Origin of the sequence: Inquilinus limosus, assembly GCF_051487185.1 — a bacterium.
GTDB classification, from domain to species: domain Bacteria; phylum Pseudomonadota; class Alphaproteobacteria; order DSM-16000; family Inquilinaceae; genus Inquilinus; species Inquilinus limosus_F.
The window spans coordinates 149834-164061 of record NZ_JAHVDK010000003.1 but is presented as its reverse complement, the minus strand read 5'-3'; the positions used below and the strand labels follow the sequence as shown (position 1 = coordinate 164061).

Genomic DNA, 14228 nt, shown 5'->3' with positions numbered 1-14228 from the left:
TGATCTTCGGTTGAGATAGGACTTCCTCGCCTGCTTGTCATCAGCGGAGATAAATTCTTCTTCATATACAATCTGTGGTCGCTAATAGCACCTGTTTAACAAATGAAATCCGCATTTCGAAGATCTTGCCGGACCGCGCGGGATCAGGCATGCGCTGTACCGGTTTCAGATCGCAAGCCCGGAGCGCCCCATGCCCGTTGCCGTCTTCGCCTCGGCCACCGACGATCCCGCCCAGTGGCTGCCGGCGCTGCGCGCGGCCATGCCGGCGCTCGAGGTTCGGGTCTGGCCCGAGATCGGCGATCCGGCCGAGATCGACTACGCCATCGTCTGGAAGCCGCCGGCCGGGATGCTGGCCGGGCTGCCGAACCTCAAGGTGATCTATTCGCTCGGCGCCGGCATCGACGCCATGCTGCGCGACCCGACCTTGCCTACCAAAGTGCCGCTGGTCCGGATGGTCGATCTCAGCCTGACCGAGGGCATGGTCGAATATGTCGCGGAGCAGGTGCTGGCGATCCATCGCCAGGCCCGGACCTATCGCGTCCAGCAGGCGGCGCGGATCTGGCAGCAGCACGACCAGAGGCTGGCCCGCGACGTCACCGTCGGCATTCTCGGCCTCGGCACGCTGGGCGGCGCCGTGGCGCGGGCGCTGAAGGCCCTGAACTTCCGGGTCGTGGGCTGGAGCCGTACGCCCAAGGCGGTCGAGGGCGTGGAAGGCTTCGCCGGCGCGGCACAGCTCGACGCCTTCCTGGCCCGGTCCGAGATCCTGGTCTGCCTGCTGCCGCTGACGGCGGAGACCGAGAACATCCTCGACCGCCGGCTGTTCGCGGCCCTGCCGCGCGGCGCCTGGGTGATCAATGCCGGCCGCGGCCATCACCTGGTTGATGCCGACCTGATCGCGGCGCTCGATTCCGGCCATCTCGCCGGCGCAGTGCTGGACGTGTTCCGGACCGAGCCGCTGCCGCCCGACCACCCGTTCTGGCGCCATCCGAAGATCGTGCTGACCCCGCACATCGCCGCCAACAACAACGCCAAATACGCGACGCTGCGCTTGGCCGAGCAGATCGCCCGCTTCGAGCGCGGCGAGCCGATGGAGGACGTGGTCGACCGCTCGCGGGGGTACTAAGCGAACCGCCGCACCGCGACGATGCCCCTGCCCTCCTCCGCCGCGACGCGGGCGGCAACCTCGCGCGCGGGGTCGAGCGAGACGGCCATCGCCCTGGCATTGGCATGGATCAGGGTCTCGCCGTCGACCATCAGCCCGACATGGCCGGGGAAATAGACCAGGTCGCCGCGCCGCAGCCCGACCTTCTCATCCGTTCCCACCAGGCCCCCGGCAGTCTGCACCTGGCGGTAGGTGTCGCGCTCGATGGCGATGCCGGCGGCGGCATGAGCGAGCTGGGCCAGGCCGGAGCAGTCGATGCCGAGGCTGGAGCGCCCGCCCCAGAGATAGGGCACGCCGAGGAAGCGCTGCGCCGTCGCCACCACGTCGGGCTCGACCGCGTCGATGGACCCCAGCGCCACCTCCGGCAGCCAGCCGCCGGGCTCTCCGGCCTCGCGGATCCGGGCATAGCCCTTCACCGTCTCCACCACCTCGACCGGGCTGCGGAAGCTGAGGGCGCGGATCGGCGGGCGCTTGAAATCCGGCGCGGGATAGAGGAAGGCGCGGAAGGCCCGGACCCGGTGGGTGGGCGCGGCGATCCGGTCGCTCAGCGCCGCCGCCTCGACATAGCCGACATAGCCGTCCGCCGTGAGCTGGCCCCAGGCCCAGCCGTCCTTGACCTCGTAGACCGTGATGGTCTCGCCATACAGCATCTCGGTCGCCTGACCGAGCGCGGCGTCGGGCGCCGAGCGCATCGGCACGATGCCGCGGATCGCCTGGTGCGACGTGCCGGCGGCGTAGCGTTCCGCCGGATGGATGCCGCGCAGGCTTTCGGCCGCCAGGTCCGGCCGCCACGGCGCCAGGTTGCGGTCGAGCGTGCTCACGAGACCACGCTGATCATGCTGGCCGCCTGCCGCACCAGATCGGCGAAGCCGTCGAGATAGGCCTGGCCGGCCTCGGTCCGCTCGATCAGCACGTTGCGCCGGTCGGCCGGGTCGACGGCGCGCCGGGTCAGGCCCAGCTCGCCCAGCCGGTCGAGCGCGCGGGTCACCGCGGGCTTCGAGATATGCAGGGTCGAGGACAGGCCGCGCACCGTGTGCGGCGCCGGGGTCAGATAGATGGTGAGCAGGAGCGCGATCTGCCGCGACGACAGGTCCGGCGCTTCGCGCCGGACCGCCGCGGTCAGGGCGTGGCGCCACAGCTCCAGCGCCTGGTGCGAGGTCAGCGCGACGGTCATGCCGTCCTCTCCCCCGGCTCCGGCGATACGGTCGATCGAATCAGCGCCGGCCTCCAAAATGCTCCTCCAGCAGGGCGTAGACGGCCCGCATCGTCATCGCCTCACCGCCCTTCGGCCGGCCCGGACGGTCGGTGCCGTTCCAGGCATAGAGGTCGATATGCGCCCAGGGCACGCCCGGAGCCACGAAGCGCTCCAGGAACAGCGCCGCCGTGATGGCTCCGCCGAAGCGCGTGTCGGGCGCGTTGTTGATGTCGGCGATGCCGGATTTCAGCAGCCGGTTGTAGGGCTGCCACAGCGGCAGGCGCCACAGCGGGTCGTCGACCCGGCGGGACGCCGCGACCAGCGCGTCGGCGGTGGCGTCGTCGTTCGAGAACATCGCCGGCAGGTCGGTGCCGAGGGCGACCCGGGCCGCGCCGGTCAGGGTCGCGAAGTCGACGATGATCTCCGGCTTCTCCGACGACGCCTCCTCCAGCGCGTCGCACAGCACCAGGCGGCCCTCGGCGTCGGTGTTGCCGATCTCGACCGTCAGCCCCTTGCGGCTGCGATAGACGTCCATCGGCCGGAAGGCGTCGCCGGAGACCGCGTTCTCGACCGCCGGCACCAGCACCCGCAGCCGTACCGGCAGCTGCGCCATCATCACCATCCGCGCCACGCCGAGCGCATGCGCGGCGCCACCCATGTCCTTCTTCATGAGCAGCATGTTGCCGGCGTCCTTGAGGTCGAGGCCGCCCGAATCGAAGCACACGCCCTTGCCGACCAGCGTCACCTTCGGCGCCGAGGGATCGCCCCAGGTGATATCGATCAGCCGCGGCGCCCGGCCGGAGGCTCGGCCGACGGCGTGGATCAGGGGATAGTTGCGGGTCAGGAGATCGTCGCCGACGGTGACGCTGAACTGCGCGCCGAACTCCCTGGCCAGCGCCTCCGCCGCCGCGGCCAGCTCGGCCGGGCCGAGGTCGTTGGCCGGGGTGTTGACCAGGTCGCGCACCAGCGTGGTGGCGCTGGCCGCGCGCTCGACCGCGGCGCGGTCGGCCGCCTTCGGCCAGACCAGCTTGGCCGAGGCGCGGTCCGGCCCCTTGTAGCGGCCGAAATGATAACCGCCGAGCGCCCAGCCGAAGGCGGCGGCGGTCGCGGTCGCCGGCTCGGCCGAATCATCCAGCGCGTAGGTGCCGGCCGGCAGCGTCGTCGGCAGGCCGCCGAAGGCCCAGGCATCGGCCGCGTGATCGAGGCCGACCAGGATCGCGGCGACCCGGCCGCCCTCGCCCGGCAGCGCCAGGATGCGGCCCGATTCCGCGGTGAAGCCGTGCGCCTCGGCCCAGGCGCGGTGCGCCGGCGTCGCGGCGGCGCGCCAGCCCTCCAGAGTCGCCTTGGTGAGGGGAATCAGAGAGACGGTCTCTCCCTCGGCGGCATCGACCAGATTCGGCAGCACGGCGCAGGCCTTCTTGCGTTCGGAAACTCGGGGCGGCACACCATGCTCCAGCCCGTTTCCCTTGCCAACCCCTTGGACCACCATGCCCGATCTGCGCCTCGTCATCGGCAACAAGCGCTACTCCTCCTGGTCGCTGCGGCCCTGGCTGGCCCTGGTGCATCACGGCGTCCCATTCGAGGAGATCCTGATCCCGCTCTACCGCGAGGGGTCGAAGGAGGCGATCCTGCGCCATTCGCCGAGCGGCAAGGTGCCGGCGCTGATCGACGGCGGGACGACGGTCTGGGACAGCCTGGCGATTCTCGAATACCTGGCCGAGCGCTTCCCGGAGCGGGATCTGTGGCCGCGCGACCCGGCGCGCCGGGCGCTGGCGCGGTCGATCTCGGCCGAGATGCACAGCGGCTTCGCCAGCCTGCGCAGCGAGCTGCCCATGGACCTGGCCCCGCCCGATCTCGGCCGGTCCCGCAGTGATGCCACCGAGGCTGACATCGCCCGGGTCTCGACGATCTGGCGGCAGTGCCGCGCGGCGGCCGGCGCCCAAGGCCCCTTCCTGTTCGGCGCCTTCGGCGCGGCCGATTGCATGTATGCGCCGGTGGTGCTGCGCCTCGACCGCTACCGGGTGCCGCTCGACCCGGCCTGCCGGGCCTATGCCGACGCGATCCTGGACCTGCCGGCGATGCGGCGCTGGGTCGAGGCGGGGATGGCCGAACCCTGGGTGCTGACGTTCTGATACCGTCAACAAATCGTCATTGCGAGCGTAGCGAAGCAATCCAGGGCGGCTCGCACCGGCCCCTGGATTGCTTCGTCGGCTTCGCCTCCTCGCAATGACGATGAGAGACAGGCGCCTTGGAATCGGCGTGCCGGTCTCAGCCCTTCCCGATATCCTCGATCTCGAACGGCGTGGTCTGGTAGAGCTGGTTGATCCAGTTGCCGAACAGCAGATGCGCGTGGCTGCGCCACCGGTTCTGGGGCCGGCGCTCGGGGTCGTTCCCCGGGAAATAGTCATGCGGCAGGGCGATCGGCTTGCCGGCGGCGACATCGCGGAAATACTCGTCGCCGAGCGTGTCGGTGTCGTATTCGACATGGTTGAACATGTGGAGCGACCGCCGGCCCGGATCCTCCAGCAGGCATAGCCCTGCCTCATCCGAGTCCATCAGGACCTTCATCCCGCTCTCGGGCGGGATGTCCTCGCGCCGCGTCTCCGTCCAGCGCGACACGGGAATGGTGAAATCATCGGAGAAGCCGCGCAGATAGGGCGAGGCCGGTTCAACGATGCGGTGGCGGTACACGCCGAACTTCTTCTGGGGCAGCGCATGCTTGGGCACGCCGTGGAAATGATGCACGGCCGCCTGGGCGCCCCAGCAGATGTTGAAGCAGCCGTGGACGTTGGTCTGCGTCCAGTCGAAGACGCGGCGCAGCTCGTCCCAATAGGTCACCTGCTCGAACGCCATCGTTTCCACCGGGGCGCCGGTGACGATGAAGCCGTCGAACTTCTCCGTCCGCACGTCCTCCCAGTCGCGGTAGAAGGACAGGATGTGGTCGCTGGGCGTGTTGCGCGGGACGTGGCGGGTCATCTTGACCAGCGTCAGCTCGACCTGCAGCGGCGACGCGCCGAGCAGCCGGGCGAACTGGGTCTCGGTCTTGACCTTGTTCGGCATCAGATTCAGCAGGCCGATCCGCATCGGCCGGATGTCCTGCCGTACGGCGTCCGCCTCGAGCATCACCATGACCCCTTCCGCTTCGAGGACGGAACGGGCGGGCAGGTCGTTCGGAATCTTGATCGGCATTGTCTCGGTCTGTTCCACGTGTCGTGGGCAGGACCGAGTGTGGAAGGACCCGTTTGGTTGTCGGTTCGACCACATCCTCCCTTGCGGGAGCGCCACCTTGCTCGGGTAAGCAGGTTGGCGTCGGGCAGTGCCCAACTCCTGATGCACCACCCGTTGTAAGGGGTCAGCCGACTCTTTTCAATCGGCGAACCGAAGCCGTCTCCGGCAGGGAAGCGACCGCATGCCCGGCGCGCCGATCGTCAGGGCGTGGCCCTGGCGGGCAGGCTCAGCATCGCATGCTCGGCGTAGTAGCGGGCGGCGCCCGGATGCAGCGGCACACCCAGGCCGCGGGTGGCGCCCTCGAGCGCGACCTCCTTGCCACGCGGATGGCCCCCCGCCAGCAGCTCCAGCGTCGTCTTCTGCCACAGTGCCCGGGTGATCTCGTACACCGTGGCCTCGGCGATCCGATCGGCGACCAGCCAGATCGCCCCGACCGACAGCGTCGGCACCGCGGCGGCGCTGCCCTCGTAGCTGCCCGTGGGAATAGGCTCCTGGGTGAAGAACGGCACCTTGGCGACCAGCGCCTCGGCCTCCGGCCCCTCGATCGGCAGCAGCCGGACCGGCCGCCGCCGGGCCAGGTCGGCGATCACCCCGAGCGGCGGACCGCCGGTCATCACCATGGCGTCGAGCCCGCCTTCGGCCAGGAGATCGGCAGAAGGCTCCGGCCGCTCGTAGATCTCGGCCACATCCGTCTCCTTGAGGCCGTAGGCGGCCAGGATCAGGCGCATGTCGTAGATCGTGCCGGAGCCTTCGGCGCCGACCGAGACGCGCTTGCCCTTGAGGTCCGCCACCGACCGCGCCGGACTGTCGGCCGGCACCACGATGTGGACGAATTCGGAAAAGAGATGGGCGATGGCGCGCAGCCCGGTCACCGGCGGCTGGCCGGCGAAGGGCCCCTCACCGGTATAGGCGGCGAAGGCCACGTCGGCCTGAGCGAGGCCGGAATCGAACTCGCCGTCGCGGATCCGCCGGATGTTGTCGATCGATCCGGCGCTGGCCTGGGCCACCGCGATCAGGCCGGAGACGCCGCAGGAACCGCCGGCGCTGCCGCAGGGCGGCAGGCCGGGCGGGCCGGAGATGGCGCCGGCGAGGATGCCGCCGATCGGGAAATAGGTGCCGCCGGTGGTGCCGGTGCCGATCCGGAAGAAGACCGGATCCTGCGCCCGCGCCGGCCCCACGCCGCCGAGCCCCGCCGCGGCCAGCCCGGCGGCGGGGAGGACGCTGGTCAGGAGGCGGCGGCGGGTGAGCGGCATGGCAGATCCCCTAGGCGGCGTCGCGCATGGTCGGCGGTATCTCGTCGGGCGCGCGCGGGTCGAGCTCGACAGCGACCGGCGTGGTGGTTGGCACGGCGACGAAGCTGCCCTGCTCCTCGTTCGGCTTCGCCACCCGCCGGGTCATCCGGTAGATCGTGAACAGGGCCAGCAGCGCCGCGACCGCGCCGGTCCAGGCGAACAGGCCGGCCGGGCCGAACAGGCCCATGACGCGGGACGCTGCGATCGGGCCGAGCACGGCGCCGGTGCCGTAGCAGAGCAGCAGGCCGGCCGCCGCCGGCACCAGCTGCTCCGGCGACATGAAGTCGTTGGCGTGGCTGAGGCTGAGCGGGTAGATCGCATAGGACAGGCCGCCGAAGGCCGCGAGCAGCACCAGCAGCAGGATCGGCGACAGGCCGCCCAGGAACGCGAGGGCGGTGCTGACCAGCGCGAGGGCGATGCCGATGCCCAGGATCACCTGGCGGCGGTCGAACCGGTCGGACAGCCGGCCCACCGGATATTGCAGCAGGAAGCCGGCGAAGATCGCCGTCATCATGAAGCCGGCCACCCATTCCGGCGAGGGATCGATGGTGCGGGCATAGACCGGGCCCATGCCGGAGAAGGCGGCGCTGATCAGCCCGACCGAGAAGCAGCCAGCGACGCCGAGCGGCGAGATCGCGGTCAGCCGGCGCAGGCCGAAGCGCTTGACCTTGATCACCGGCGGCGTCTCCACCGGCGTCAGCGACAGCGGCACCAGCGACAGCGACACCAGCATCGCCACCACCGAGAACAGGGCGAAGCTGGCCGGGTCCATCGCCGTCAGCCAGGGCTGCGACAGGCCGAAGGCGGTGTAGTTGACCGCCATGTAGGAGGACATCACCCGGCCGCGCACGGCGTTCACCGCGCGGGCGTTCAGCCAGCTCTCGATGATCGTGAACAGCACCGCCATGCTGATGCCGGTGATCAGGCGCAGCGCCGCCCACACCACCGGGTCGACCCACAGCGCATGGACCAGCGACGTCGCCGAGGCGATCGCGGCGAAGGCGGCGAAGGTGCGGATATGGCCGACCAGCAGCACGATCCGGGGGCAGATCAGGGTGCCGAGGGCGAAGCCGGCGGAATAGAAGGCCAGAACCAGCCCGATGGTGCCGACGCCGAAGCCGTCGAGATCCATCCGCACCGCCACCAGCGTGCCGAACAGCCCGTTGCCCATGATCATGATCGCGGCGCTGAGCAGGAGCGGCGCCACGGCCAGGAGGACCGAGCCGAGGGAGGGTGTCGGAGAAGCGGAATCGGTGGCGGCCATCACGTCCGTTCTAGGTCGGCCGAAGGGGCGGGGCCAGGGAAGATTCGTGACGATTTCGGGGCAGGCCGGCGCGGTCGGCACCGGCCTGCAGATAAGGTGGGGCGGAGGGGCGAACGGACCAGCCCCGCTGCCCGGGATCAGCCGCCGCGCTTCGGCCGGTAGAAGACGTGGTCGCCGATCGCGGCGGTGCGGCGGAATCGGTTGGTCCAGGCCGGCATGCCGCGGCCAAGCGCCCGCATCGCCGCCGGGGCGAGGAAATACTGGGCGCCGTCGGTCGGGTCGTCGGCGAAATAGCCGTCCAGCATCTGCCAGACCACAAGGCGCGCGGTGCGCTGCAGGATCTCGTCCTGGGCGCTCAGCGGCGATGGGAACTTCGGCATGCCGCCGCCGCGCACCGCCTTGGCGAAGGCGCGGAAGCGCGGGCGCTGCAGCGGTTCGAACTGGCCTGGATCGGCCAGAACCTCGCAGGGCGAATCGCCGAAGTCGTTCGCCACGGCGATGCGGTTCATCACCACCCAGATCACCGCCGCCATGCCGCGCGTGCCCTGGTTGCCGGCCTCGGCATAGGCGGTGAAGGCGAGGCAGCGCAGCGCGCGCTCGGCCTCTTCCGGCCCGGCCGGCAGGGGCACGCCGCCGATCGACAGCGGCTGCGCCCCATGGCGCCGCAGCAGCGGTGACGGCTGGTCGAGCGCGGCGCCGCGGCCGGAGACGAAGATGGTGCAGGCGAGGTCGCCGGGACCGCAGCCGGTCAGGCGGCGGCCGGCGCCGTCGGCCTCGGCGCCGCGCAGCCAGGGCACGCCGGCCGGCTCGAGCAGCGACACGGCGCGAGCCAAGGCGACATCCAGCCGCTCCATCGTCTCCGGCTCCGGCCGGTCAACCCGCAGCAGCGAGGAGCGCGGTCGGGCCCAGACCGGCACGGTGCCGGAAGCGGAAGGCAGCATCGGGTCCACGGCGTCCGTCTCCACCATCGCCGGGCCCGATGCGGGCTGCACCGCGTCGGGCTGGACTTGCGCGGGCTCGGCCGTGCCCGGGACCACCGGCACCACCGGCGCGAGCGCCAGGGCCGAAGCCAGCGGCTCGGCCAGGCGGGCCGGCGTGTCGATACGCTCGGCCTCGGCGTCCGGGCCCGGCAGTCTGACCGGCACCAGCACGGGCGCGGCCTCCTGCGGCTGTGGCGCAGGGCGCGTCACCTCCTGCAGCGCACCGGCCCAGGGGTCGAGCGGGGCCTGCGACGGCTCGGCGGCGAGCGGCGCAGCGGCGAAGGCGGAGCCGAACAGGACCTGCAGCGGACTTGGGTCCGGCGCCGGTGCCGGCGGGGGCGGCGCCGTCTCGGCCAGGCGCCGCGACGTGGCGACCGCCGGCTGTGGCCGCGCCGCCTCCGCCGGATCGAGCAGGCGCGCGGGCTCGACCGCGATCCCGGCGAGATCGACGGCGACGACGGGCGGCGATGACGGGCGCGCAGAATCGATCGCGATGGCACCGCCCAAGACGATGGCCCCGGTCAGAGCGATCGACAGAAGAAGGAGGCCCTTCGACGTCATGCCCGCCTCCCCCGCAGTTGACGCGCGGGGCGGAGCCCGTCCGGGCACAATCCGCCCGGCGTCGCCGGGAGACGGGGCAACGTTCTGCGCCGGCGATCGGGCCCGGGAGCGTTCTCAATGAGTCCCGGAACACCGACCGCCCAAGTGCATTTCATTGCGGTCACAAGGGGCGCGGGTATCATGGCCCACCCTGCGAGTCCAGACGTACGGAAGGTCACATGTCCCGCCAAACCGCTGAAAACCGCCGTTTCGCTTGGGTTCGCCCGGCACGCTTTTTCGCTTTTTTTGTCGCGATTGCCACCTTTCCGGCCCTGGCGCAGGACAAGCCCGCCGCCGAGTCGGCGCCGAAGGAGGCCATCGATATCGAGCTGAACAAGCTCGAACCCGGCAACAACGGCTGCCGGGCCTTCATGGTCATGCGCAACGGCACCGCCCGCAGCTACAGCAATCTGCAGCTCGACCTCGTGATCTTCGATCCCAAGAGCATCATCGTCGACCAGCTGGCCGTGGACATGGCCCCGTTGAGCGCGGGCAAGACCATGGTCAAGGTGTTCGAGATCGCCGGGCATGATTGCGGGAATTTCGGTCGTGTCCTGCTGAACGATGTGCTGACTTGCAAGGCGGGGGAGGCAGCGGTCGAACACTGCATCGATCTTTTGGTTCCCACCAGCCGAGCGGCGATCGGTTTCATCAAGTAAAATGGGCCAGATCATGGCAGTGGACCCGCAGATCGCACTCATGCTGGGCCGGATCGCCGCCGTCACCGCGGACACGCCGCCGACTCAGCAGCTGTCCCCGGCCGAAGCGCGCCGCGCCATGGCCGCGGTCCTGCCGCTGCTGAACGAGCACGCGCCGGCGGTGGCGCGGGTCGAGGACCGCGCCCTGCCCGGCCCGGCGGGACCGATTGCCGCACGGCTCTACGACCCTGGTACTGCGGACCCTTCGCCCGCCATCGTCTATATCCATGGCGGTGGCTGGGTGCTGTGCGACCTCGACAGCCATGACGGGGTCTGCCGGGAGCTGGCGCAACGGTCCGGCCTCAAGGTGGTCAGCATCGAGTACCGGCTGGCGCCGGAGAATCCGTTCCCGGCCCCGCTCGAGGACTGTGTCGCGGCGGTGCGCTGGCTCGCCGCCCATGGCCGCGACTGGGGCATCGATCCCGACCGGCTGGTGATCGCCGGCGATTCCGCCGGCGCCAATCTCTCGCTCGCCACCCTGCTGTCGCTGCGCGACGCCGGCGAACGGCCGCTGCGCGCGGCGGCTCTGGTCTATGGCGTGTTCGCGCCCGACCACGACACGCCGTCGCATCTCGCCTATGGCGGCGACGACCGGTATTTCCTGTCCACCGCCGAGATGGAGTGGTTCTGGGGCCATTACGTCCCGGCCGGTATCGACCGGCGCGCGCCGCTGGCCGCGCCGCTCTACGCCGATCTCGCCGGCCTGCCGCCGCTGTACCTGACCGCGGCGGAATATGACTGCCTGAGAAGCGACACCGAGCAGCTGGCCTACCGCTTGGCCGTGGCCGGGCAGCCGCACGAGTTCCGGCTGTGGCGCAGCATGATCCACGCCTGCCTGCACATGGCCGGCACTGTCGAGGCGATGCGGGCCGAGATCGACCACCTGGCCGCCTTCCTGCGCCTCCAGGCCACGGCATGAGCCGCCCCCCGCGTCCGCCGAAGGGTCGGGGCCGGCAGCCGGGCGGCCCGGCCGAACCGCGCTCCGGCAAGCCTGGTCGTGCCGGCGCCGCGAAGCGGGGTCAGGCGCCCCGCACCTCGGCCCCCGCCAAGGCAGGCAAGGCGCCGAAACCGCGGACCACCCGCCCGGCGCCGAAGGCCGATCCCTATGCTGACGTGCCGGAATGGCGCTGGACCGGCAACGAGCCGGAGCCCGACCGCCCGCCGCGGCGCGGCCGCCCGCGGCAGGCCGCGGCGGAGGAGGAGCCGGCACGGCCGCAGGCCCGATCCGCCAAGCCGGCCGGCCGATCCACCCGCCCCCGGGCAGATGCCGAGACGCCGCCGCGCGAGCGCTGGCGCGAGGAGCGGCGGAAGCGCCCGACGCCGGAGCCGGAGCAGTGCCGCTATGTCGCCTTTCACAAGCCGTATGGCGTGCTGAGCCAGTTCACGCCGGAGGGGCGATGGCGCGGCCTCGGCGAGTTCGGACTGCCGCCCGGGGTCTATGCCGCCGGCCGGCTGGACGCCGACAGCGAGGGCCTGCTGCTGCTGACCGATGACGGGCCGCTGATCAAGCGCCTGCTGGACCCGAAGCACGGCCATCCCCGCACCTATCTGACGCAGGTCGAGGGCGAGCCGGAGGCGGCGGCCCTGGCCGCCCTGGCCGCCGGGCCGGTGCTGTCGGACGGCCCCACCCGCCCCTGCGAGGTCGAGCTTCTGGCGGAGGACCCCGAGCTGCCGCCGCGCGACCCGCCGATCCGGTTCCGCAAGTCGGTCCCGACCGCCTGGCTGCGCCTGACCCTGACCGAGGGCCGCAACCGCCAGGTGCGGCGGATGACGGCGGCGGTCGGCCACCCGACCTTGCGCCTGGTCCGCGTCGCCATCGGCGGCCTCACTCTGGGTGAGCTGGCGCCCGGAACCTGGACCTTCGTCGATCGCGAGATGGTGCTGCCGGCGCTGCGTTGATCGCGGCCGAGTGACCGGAAGATGACGTGAAATTCACGGGTGCCTGCCGGTGGGTCAAGATATGACGATGTCGTATCCGGAGATCCGCCGGAAACGGGGCCCGCCATGAAACCGAGCACGCGCCAGTTCTGGAAAGACTTCTTCGCCCTCCTGATGCCGTTCTGGCGGTCGCGCGAGAAATGGCCGGCGATCGGACTTCTGGCCGCCGTGCTCGCACTGACCCTCGGCGCCGTCTTCCTGAACGTGCAGTACAGCTTCTGGTACAACCGCTTCTACACGGCCCTGCAGAACTACGATTATGGCGGGTTCGTGCGCGAGCTGCTGGTCTTCTGCGGCCTTGCTGCCGCGTTCATCCTGGTCGGGGTCTATCGTCTATACCTGAACCAGTGGCTGCAGATCCGCTGGCGCCGCTGGCTGACCGATCACCTGCTCGAGGCCTGGATGTCGGATCGGGCCTACTATCGCCAGCAGTTCGGAAGCACCACCGACAACCCGGACCAGCGCATCGCTGAGGATATCCGGCTGTTCATCAGCTCGACGCTGAGCCTCACCCTGGGGTTCATCGGCAATCTCGTCAACCTCGTCTCCTTCATCGCCATTCTCTGGACCCTCGCCGGACCACTGTCGATCCCGGTGTTCGGCACCGAGATCGTCATTCCCCATTTCATGCTTTGGGGCGCGGTCGTCTATGCGGTGGCCGGCACCTGGCTGACCCATCTGATCGGCCGCCCGCTGATCCGGCTGAATTTCCAGCAGCAGCAGCGCGAGGCGGACTTCCGCTTCGGCCTCGTCCGCTTCCGCGAGAGCACGGAGTCGGTTGCGCTCTACAACGGCGAGGTCGCGGAGAAGCAGGGCCTGCTGGCGCTGTTCCGCGGAGTGATGGATAACTGGTACGCCATCATGATCCGGCAGAAGAAGCTGACTTTTATGACCGTGGGCTACAGCCAAATCGCGGTCGTGTTCCCGATCATCCTGTCGGCCCCGCAGTACTTCGCCAAATCTATCACGCTGGGCGGCCTGCTGCAGACGATACAAGCCTTCGGTCAGGTTCAGGACGGGCTGTCCTGGTTTGTCGACGCCTACACCACGCTAGCCGACTGGAAGGCCACGGTCGACCGCCTCACCGGCTTCCGCCGCAGTATCGAAGCAGCCCGGGCCCAGGCGCAGTCCACCGAAATCGACGTCGCGCACCATGCACAGGACGACCTTACCGTCGACACAGTCCAGCTCGCCCTGCCCGATGGTCAGCCGCTGGTCGAGGGGCATGCCCTGTCCGTCCGCCCGGGCGACCGGCTGCTGCTGACCGGCCCGTCCGGCGCCGGCAAGAGCACGCTGTTCCGGGCCCTGGCCGGGATCTGGCCCTTCGGCCGGGCGAAGATCCGCATCCCGAAGGACGCCCAAGTGCTGTTCCTGCCGCAACGGCCCTACCTGCCGCTGGGCACGCTGCACGCCGCCGTCGCCTACCCGGCCAAGCCCGAGGAGGTGCCCGCCGACACCGCGGCCGAGGCGCTTCGCGCGGTCGACCTCGGCCATCTGGTGCCGGCGCTGGCGCAGGAGGAGTCCTGGGCCCGGCGCCTGTCGCCGGGCGAGCAGCAGCGCCTCGCCATCGCCCGGGCGATCCTGATGAAGCCGGACTGGCTGTTCCTGGACGAGGCAACCAGCGCACTGGACGAAGCGACCGAGCAGCGGATGTTCGCGCTGCTGCGCGACCGGCTGCCCGGCACCACCTGGCTGACCATCTCGCACGACCCCAAGGTCGCCGCCTTCCACGACCGCCGCTGGCGGATCGAGAAGGAGGGCACGGCGCCCGCACGCCTGGTCGAGGTGCCCACGGCCGCGGCGGCCTGAGGGCCACTCCCGCCGTCATCGCGAGGCGCGAAGCGCCGCGGCGATCCGGGGGCCGGAGCCGC

The 14228-nt window shown here is 70.6% G+C and carries 13 protein-coding genes and 1 riboswitch; of the genes, 6 read left to right on the top strand and 7 right to left on the bottom strand.

What is annotated here, in order from left to right; genetic code table 11:
- Nucleotides 1-190: 190 nt before the first annotated feature.
- The gene (locus tag KXR53_RS04355) at nucleotides 191-1123 is read left to right on the top strand and encodes a 2-hydroxyacid dehydrogenase (RefSeq protein ID WP_437373759.1); all 933 of its coding nucleotides are present in this window, start codon (nucleotides 191-193) and stop codon (nucleotides 1121-1123) included.
- On the opposite strand, the gene KXR53_RS04350 is transcribed toward KXR53_RS04355, so the two are convergent.
- The 3 genes from KXR53_RS04350 to KXR53_RS04340 are packed head-to-tail and all read right to left on the bottom strand — an operon-like array spanning nucleotide 1120 to nucleotide 3762.
- Nucleotides 1120-1983 carry a C40 family peptidase gene (locus KXR53_RS04350; RefSeq protein WP_437373757.1) on the bottom strand — a complete coding sequence of 288 codons (864 nt, stop codon included), beginning with the start codon at nucleotides 1981-1983 and terminating at the stop codon, nucleotides 1120-1122. The genes KXR53_RS04355 and KXR53_RS04350 overlap by 4 nt on opposite strands.
- On the bottom strand, nucleotides 1980-2336 hold the full coding sequence (locus KXR53_RS04345; protein ID WP_437373755.1) for a MarR family winged helix-turn-helix transcriptional regulator: 357 nt from the start codon (nucleotides 2334-2336) through the stop codon (nucleotides 1980-1982). Before KXR53_RS04345 ends, KXR53_RS04350 begins: the two co-directional genes overlap by 4 nt.
- A gap of 40 nt (nucleotides 2337-2376) precedes the next feature.
- Complete coding sequence (locus KXR53_RS04340; RefSeq protein ID WP_437374053.1) at nucleotides 2377-3762, bottom strand: leucyl aminopeptidase family protein; 1386 nt, start codon at nucleotides 3760-3762, stop codon at nucleotides 2377-2379.
- Between the two features lie 82 nt (nucleotides 3763-3844).
- On the opposite strand from KXR53_RS04340, the gene KXR53_RS04335 reads away from it, so the two are divergent.
- The gene (locus KXR53_RS04335) at nucleotides 3845-4489 is read left to right on the top strand and encodes a glutathione S-transferase family protein (RefSeq protein ID WP_437373753.1); all 645 of its coding nucleotides are present in this window, start codon (nucleotides 3845-3847) and stop codon (nucleotides 4487-4489) included.
- Nucleotides 4490-4625: 136 nt separating this feature from the next.
- Here KXR53_RS04335 and KXR53_RS04330 read toward each other — a convergent pair whose 3' ends face one another.
- The 4 genes from KXR53_RS04330 to KXR53_RS04315 all read right to left on the bottom strand — a co-directional run bounded on the left by KXR53_RS04330 (nucleotide 4626) and on the right by KXR53_RS04315 (nucleotide 9682).
- Nucleotides 4626-5546: a homoserine O-succinyltransferase gene (locus KXR53_RS04330; RefSeq protein WP_437373751.1), complete on the bottom strand. Its 921-nt coding sequence runs from the start codon at nucleotides 5544-5546 to the stop codon at nucleotides 4626-4628.
- Nucleotides 5547-5589: 43 nt separating this feature from the next.
- Nucleotides 5590-5696: riboswitch (SAM-I-IV-variant riboswitch) on the bottom strand.
- An 89-nt stretch (nucleotides 5697-5785) separates the two neighbouring features.
- A complete protein-coding gene (locus tag KXR53_RS04325) occupies nucleotides 5786-6838 on the bottom strand; it encodes a TAXI family TRAP transporter solute-binding subunit (RefSeq protein WP_437373749.1) in 1053 nt (350 codons plus the stop codon).
- A 10-nt stretch (nucleotides 6839-6848) separates the two neighbouring features.
- Entirely contained in the window at nucleotides 6849-8141 is a 1293-nt protein-coding gene (locus KXR53_RS04320; protein ID WP_437373747.1) for an MFS transporter, read from the bottom strand.
- Nucleotides 8142-8278: 137 nt separating this feature from the next.
- The gene (locus tag KXR53_RS04315) at nucleotides 8279-9682 is read right to left on the bottom strand and encodes a cell wall hydrolase (protein ID WP_437373745.1); all 1404 of its coding nucleotides are present in this window, start codon (nucleotides 9680-9682) and stop codon (nucleotides 8279-8281) included.
- Between the two features lie 218 nt (nucleotides 9683-9900).
- On the opposite strand from KXR53_RS04315, the gene KXR53_RS04310 reads away from it, so the two are divergent.
- From KXR53_RS04310 to KXR53_RS04295, 4 genes are all read left to right on the top strand, one after another.
- Nucleotides 9901-10380 carry a Tat pathway signal sequence domain protein gene (locus KXR53_RS04310; RefSeq protein WP_437373743.1) on the top strand — a complete coding sequence of 160 codons (480 nt, stop codon included), beginning with the start codon at nucleotides 9901-9903 and terminating at the stop codon, nucleotides 10378-10380.
- A gap of 13 nt (nucleotides 10381-10393) precedes the next feature.
- Nucleotides 10394-11338, top strand: a complete 945-nt coding sequence (locus KXR53_RS04305; protein ID WP_437373741.1) for an alpha/beta hydrolase — start codon at nucleotides 10394-10396, stop codon at nucleotides 11336-11338.
- Nucleotides 11335-12318: a pseudouridine synthase gene (locus KXR53_RS04300; protein WP_437373739.1), complete on the top strand. Its 984-nt coding sequence runs from the start codon at nucleotides 11335-11337 to the stop codon at nucleotides 12316-12318. Before KXR53_RS04305 ends, KXR53_RS04300 begins: the two co-directional genes overlap by 4 nt.
- Nucleotides 12319-12423: 105 nt before the next feature.
- Nucleotides 12424-14166 carry an ABC transporter ATP-binding protein/permease gene (locus KXR53_RS04295; RefSeq protein WP_437373737.1) on the top strand — a complete coding sequence of 581 codons (1743 nt, stop codon included), beginning with the start codon at nucleotides 12424-12426 and terminating at the stop codon, nucleotides 14164-14166.
- The last annotated feature ends 62 nt before the right edge of the window (nucleotides 14167-14228 follow it).

Bases quoted from the DNA above. Each gene is read 5' to 3' on its own strand.
- KXR53_RS04345 (WP_437373755.1), bottom strand. From the start codon at position 2,336: ATGACCGTCGCGCTGACCTCGCACCAGGCGCTGGAGCTGTGGCGCCAC.
- KXR53_RS04355 (WP_437373759.1), top strand. From the start codon at position 191: ATGCCCGTTGCCGTCTTCGCCTCGGCCACCGACGATCCCGCCCAGTGG.
- KXR53_RS04330 (WP_437373751.1), bottom strand. From the start codon at position 5,546: ATGCCGATCAAGATTCCGAACGACCTGCCCGCCCGTTCCGTCCTCGAA.
- KXR53_RS04300 (WP_437373739.1), top strand. From the start codon at position 11,335: ATGAGCCGCCCCCCGCGTCCGCCGAAGGGTCGGGGCCGGCAGCCGGGC.
- KXR53_RS04325 (WP_437373749.1), bottom strand. From the start codon at position 6,838: ATGCCGCTCACCCGCCGCCGCCTCCTGACCAGCGTCCTCCCCGCCGCC.
- KXR53_RS04320 (WP_437373747.1), bottom strand. From the start codon at position 8,141: ATGGCCGCCACCGATTCCGCTTCTCCGACACCCTCCCTCGGCTCGGTC.
- KXR53_RS04305 (WP_437373741.1), top strand. From the start codon at position 10,394: ATGGCAGTGGACCCGCAGATCGCACTCATGCTGGGCCGGATCGCCGCC.
- KXR53_RS04315 (WP_437373745.1), bottom strand. From the start codon at position 9,682: ATGACGTCGAAGGGCCTCCTTCTTCTGTCGATCGCTCTGACCGGGGCC.
- KXR53_RS04335 (WP_437373753.1), top strand. From the start codon at position 3,845: ATGCCCGATCTGCGCCTCGTCATCGGCAACAAGCGCTACTCCTCCTGG.
- KXR53_RS04310 (WP_437373743.1), top strand. From the start codon at position 9,901: ATGTCCCGCCAAACCGCTGAAAACCGCCGTTTCGCTTGGGTTCGCCCG.
- KXR53_RS04295 (WP_437373737.1), top strand. From the start codon at position 12,424: ATGAAACCGAGCACGCGCCAGTTCTGGAAAGACTTCTTCGCCCTCCTG.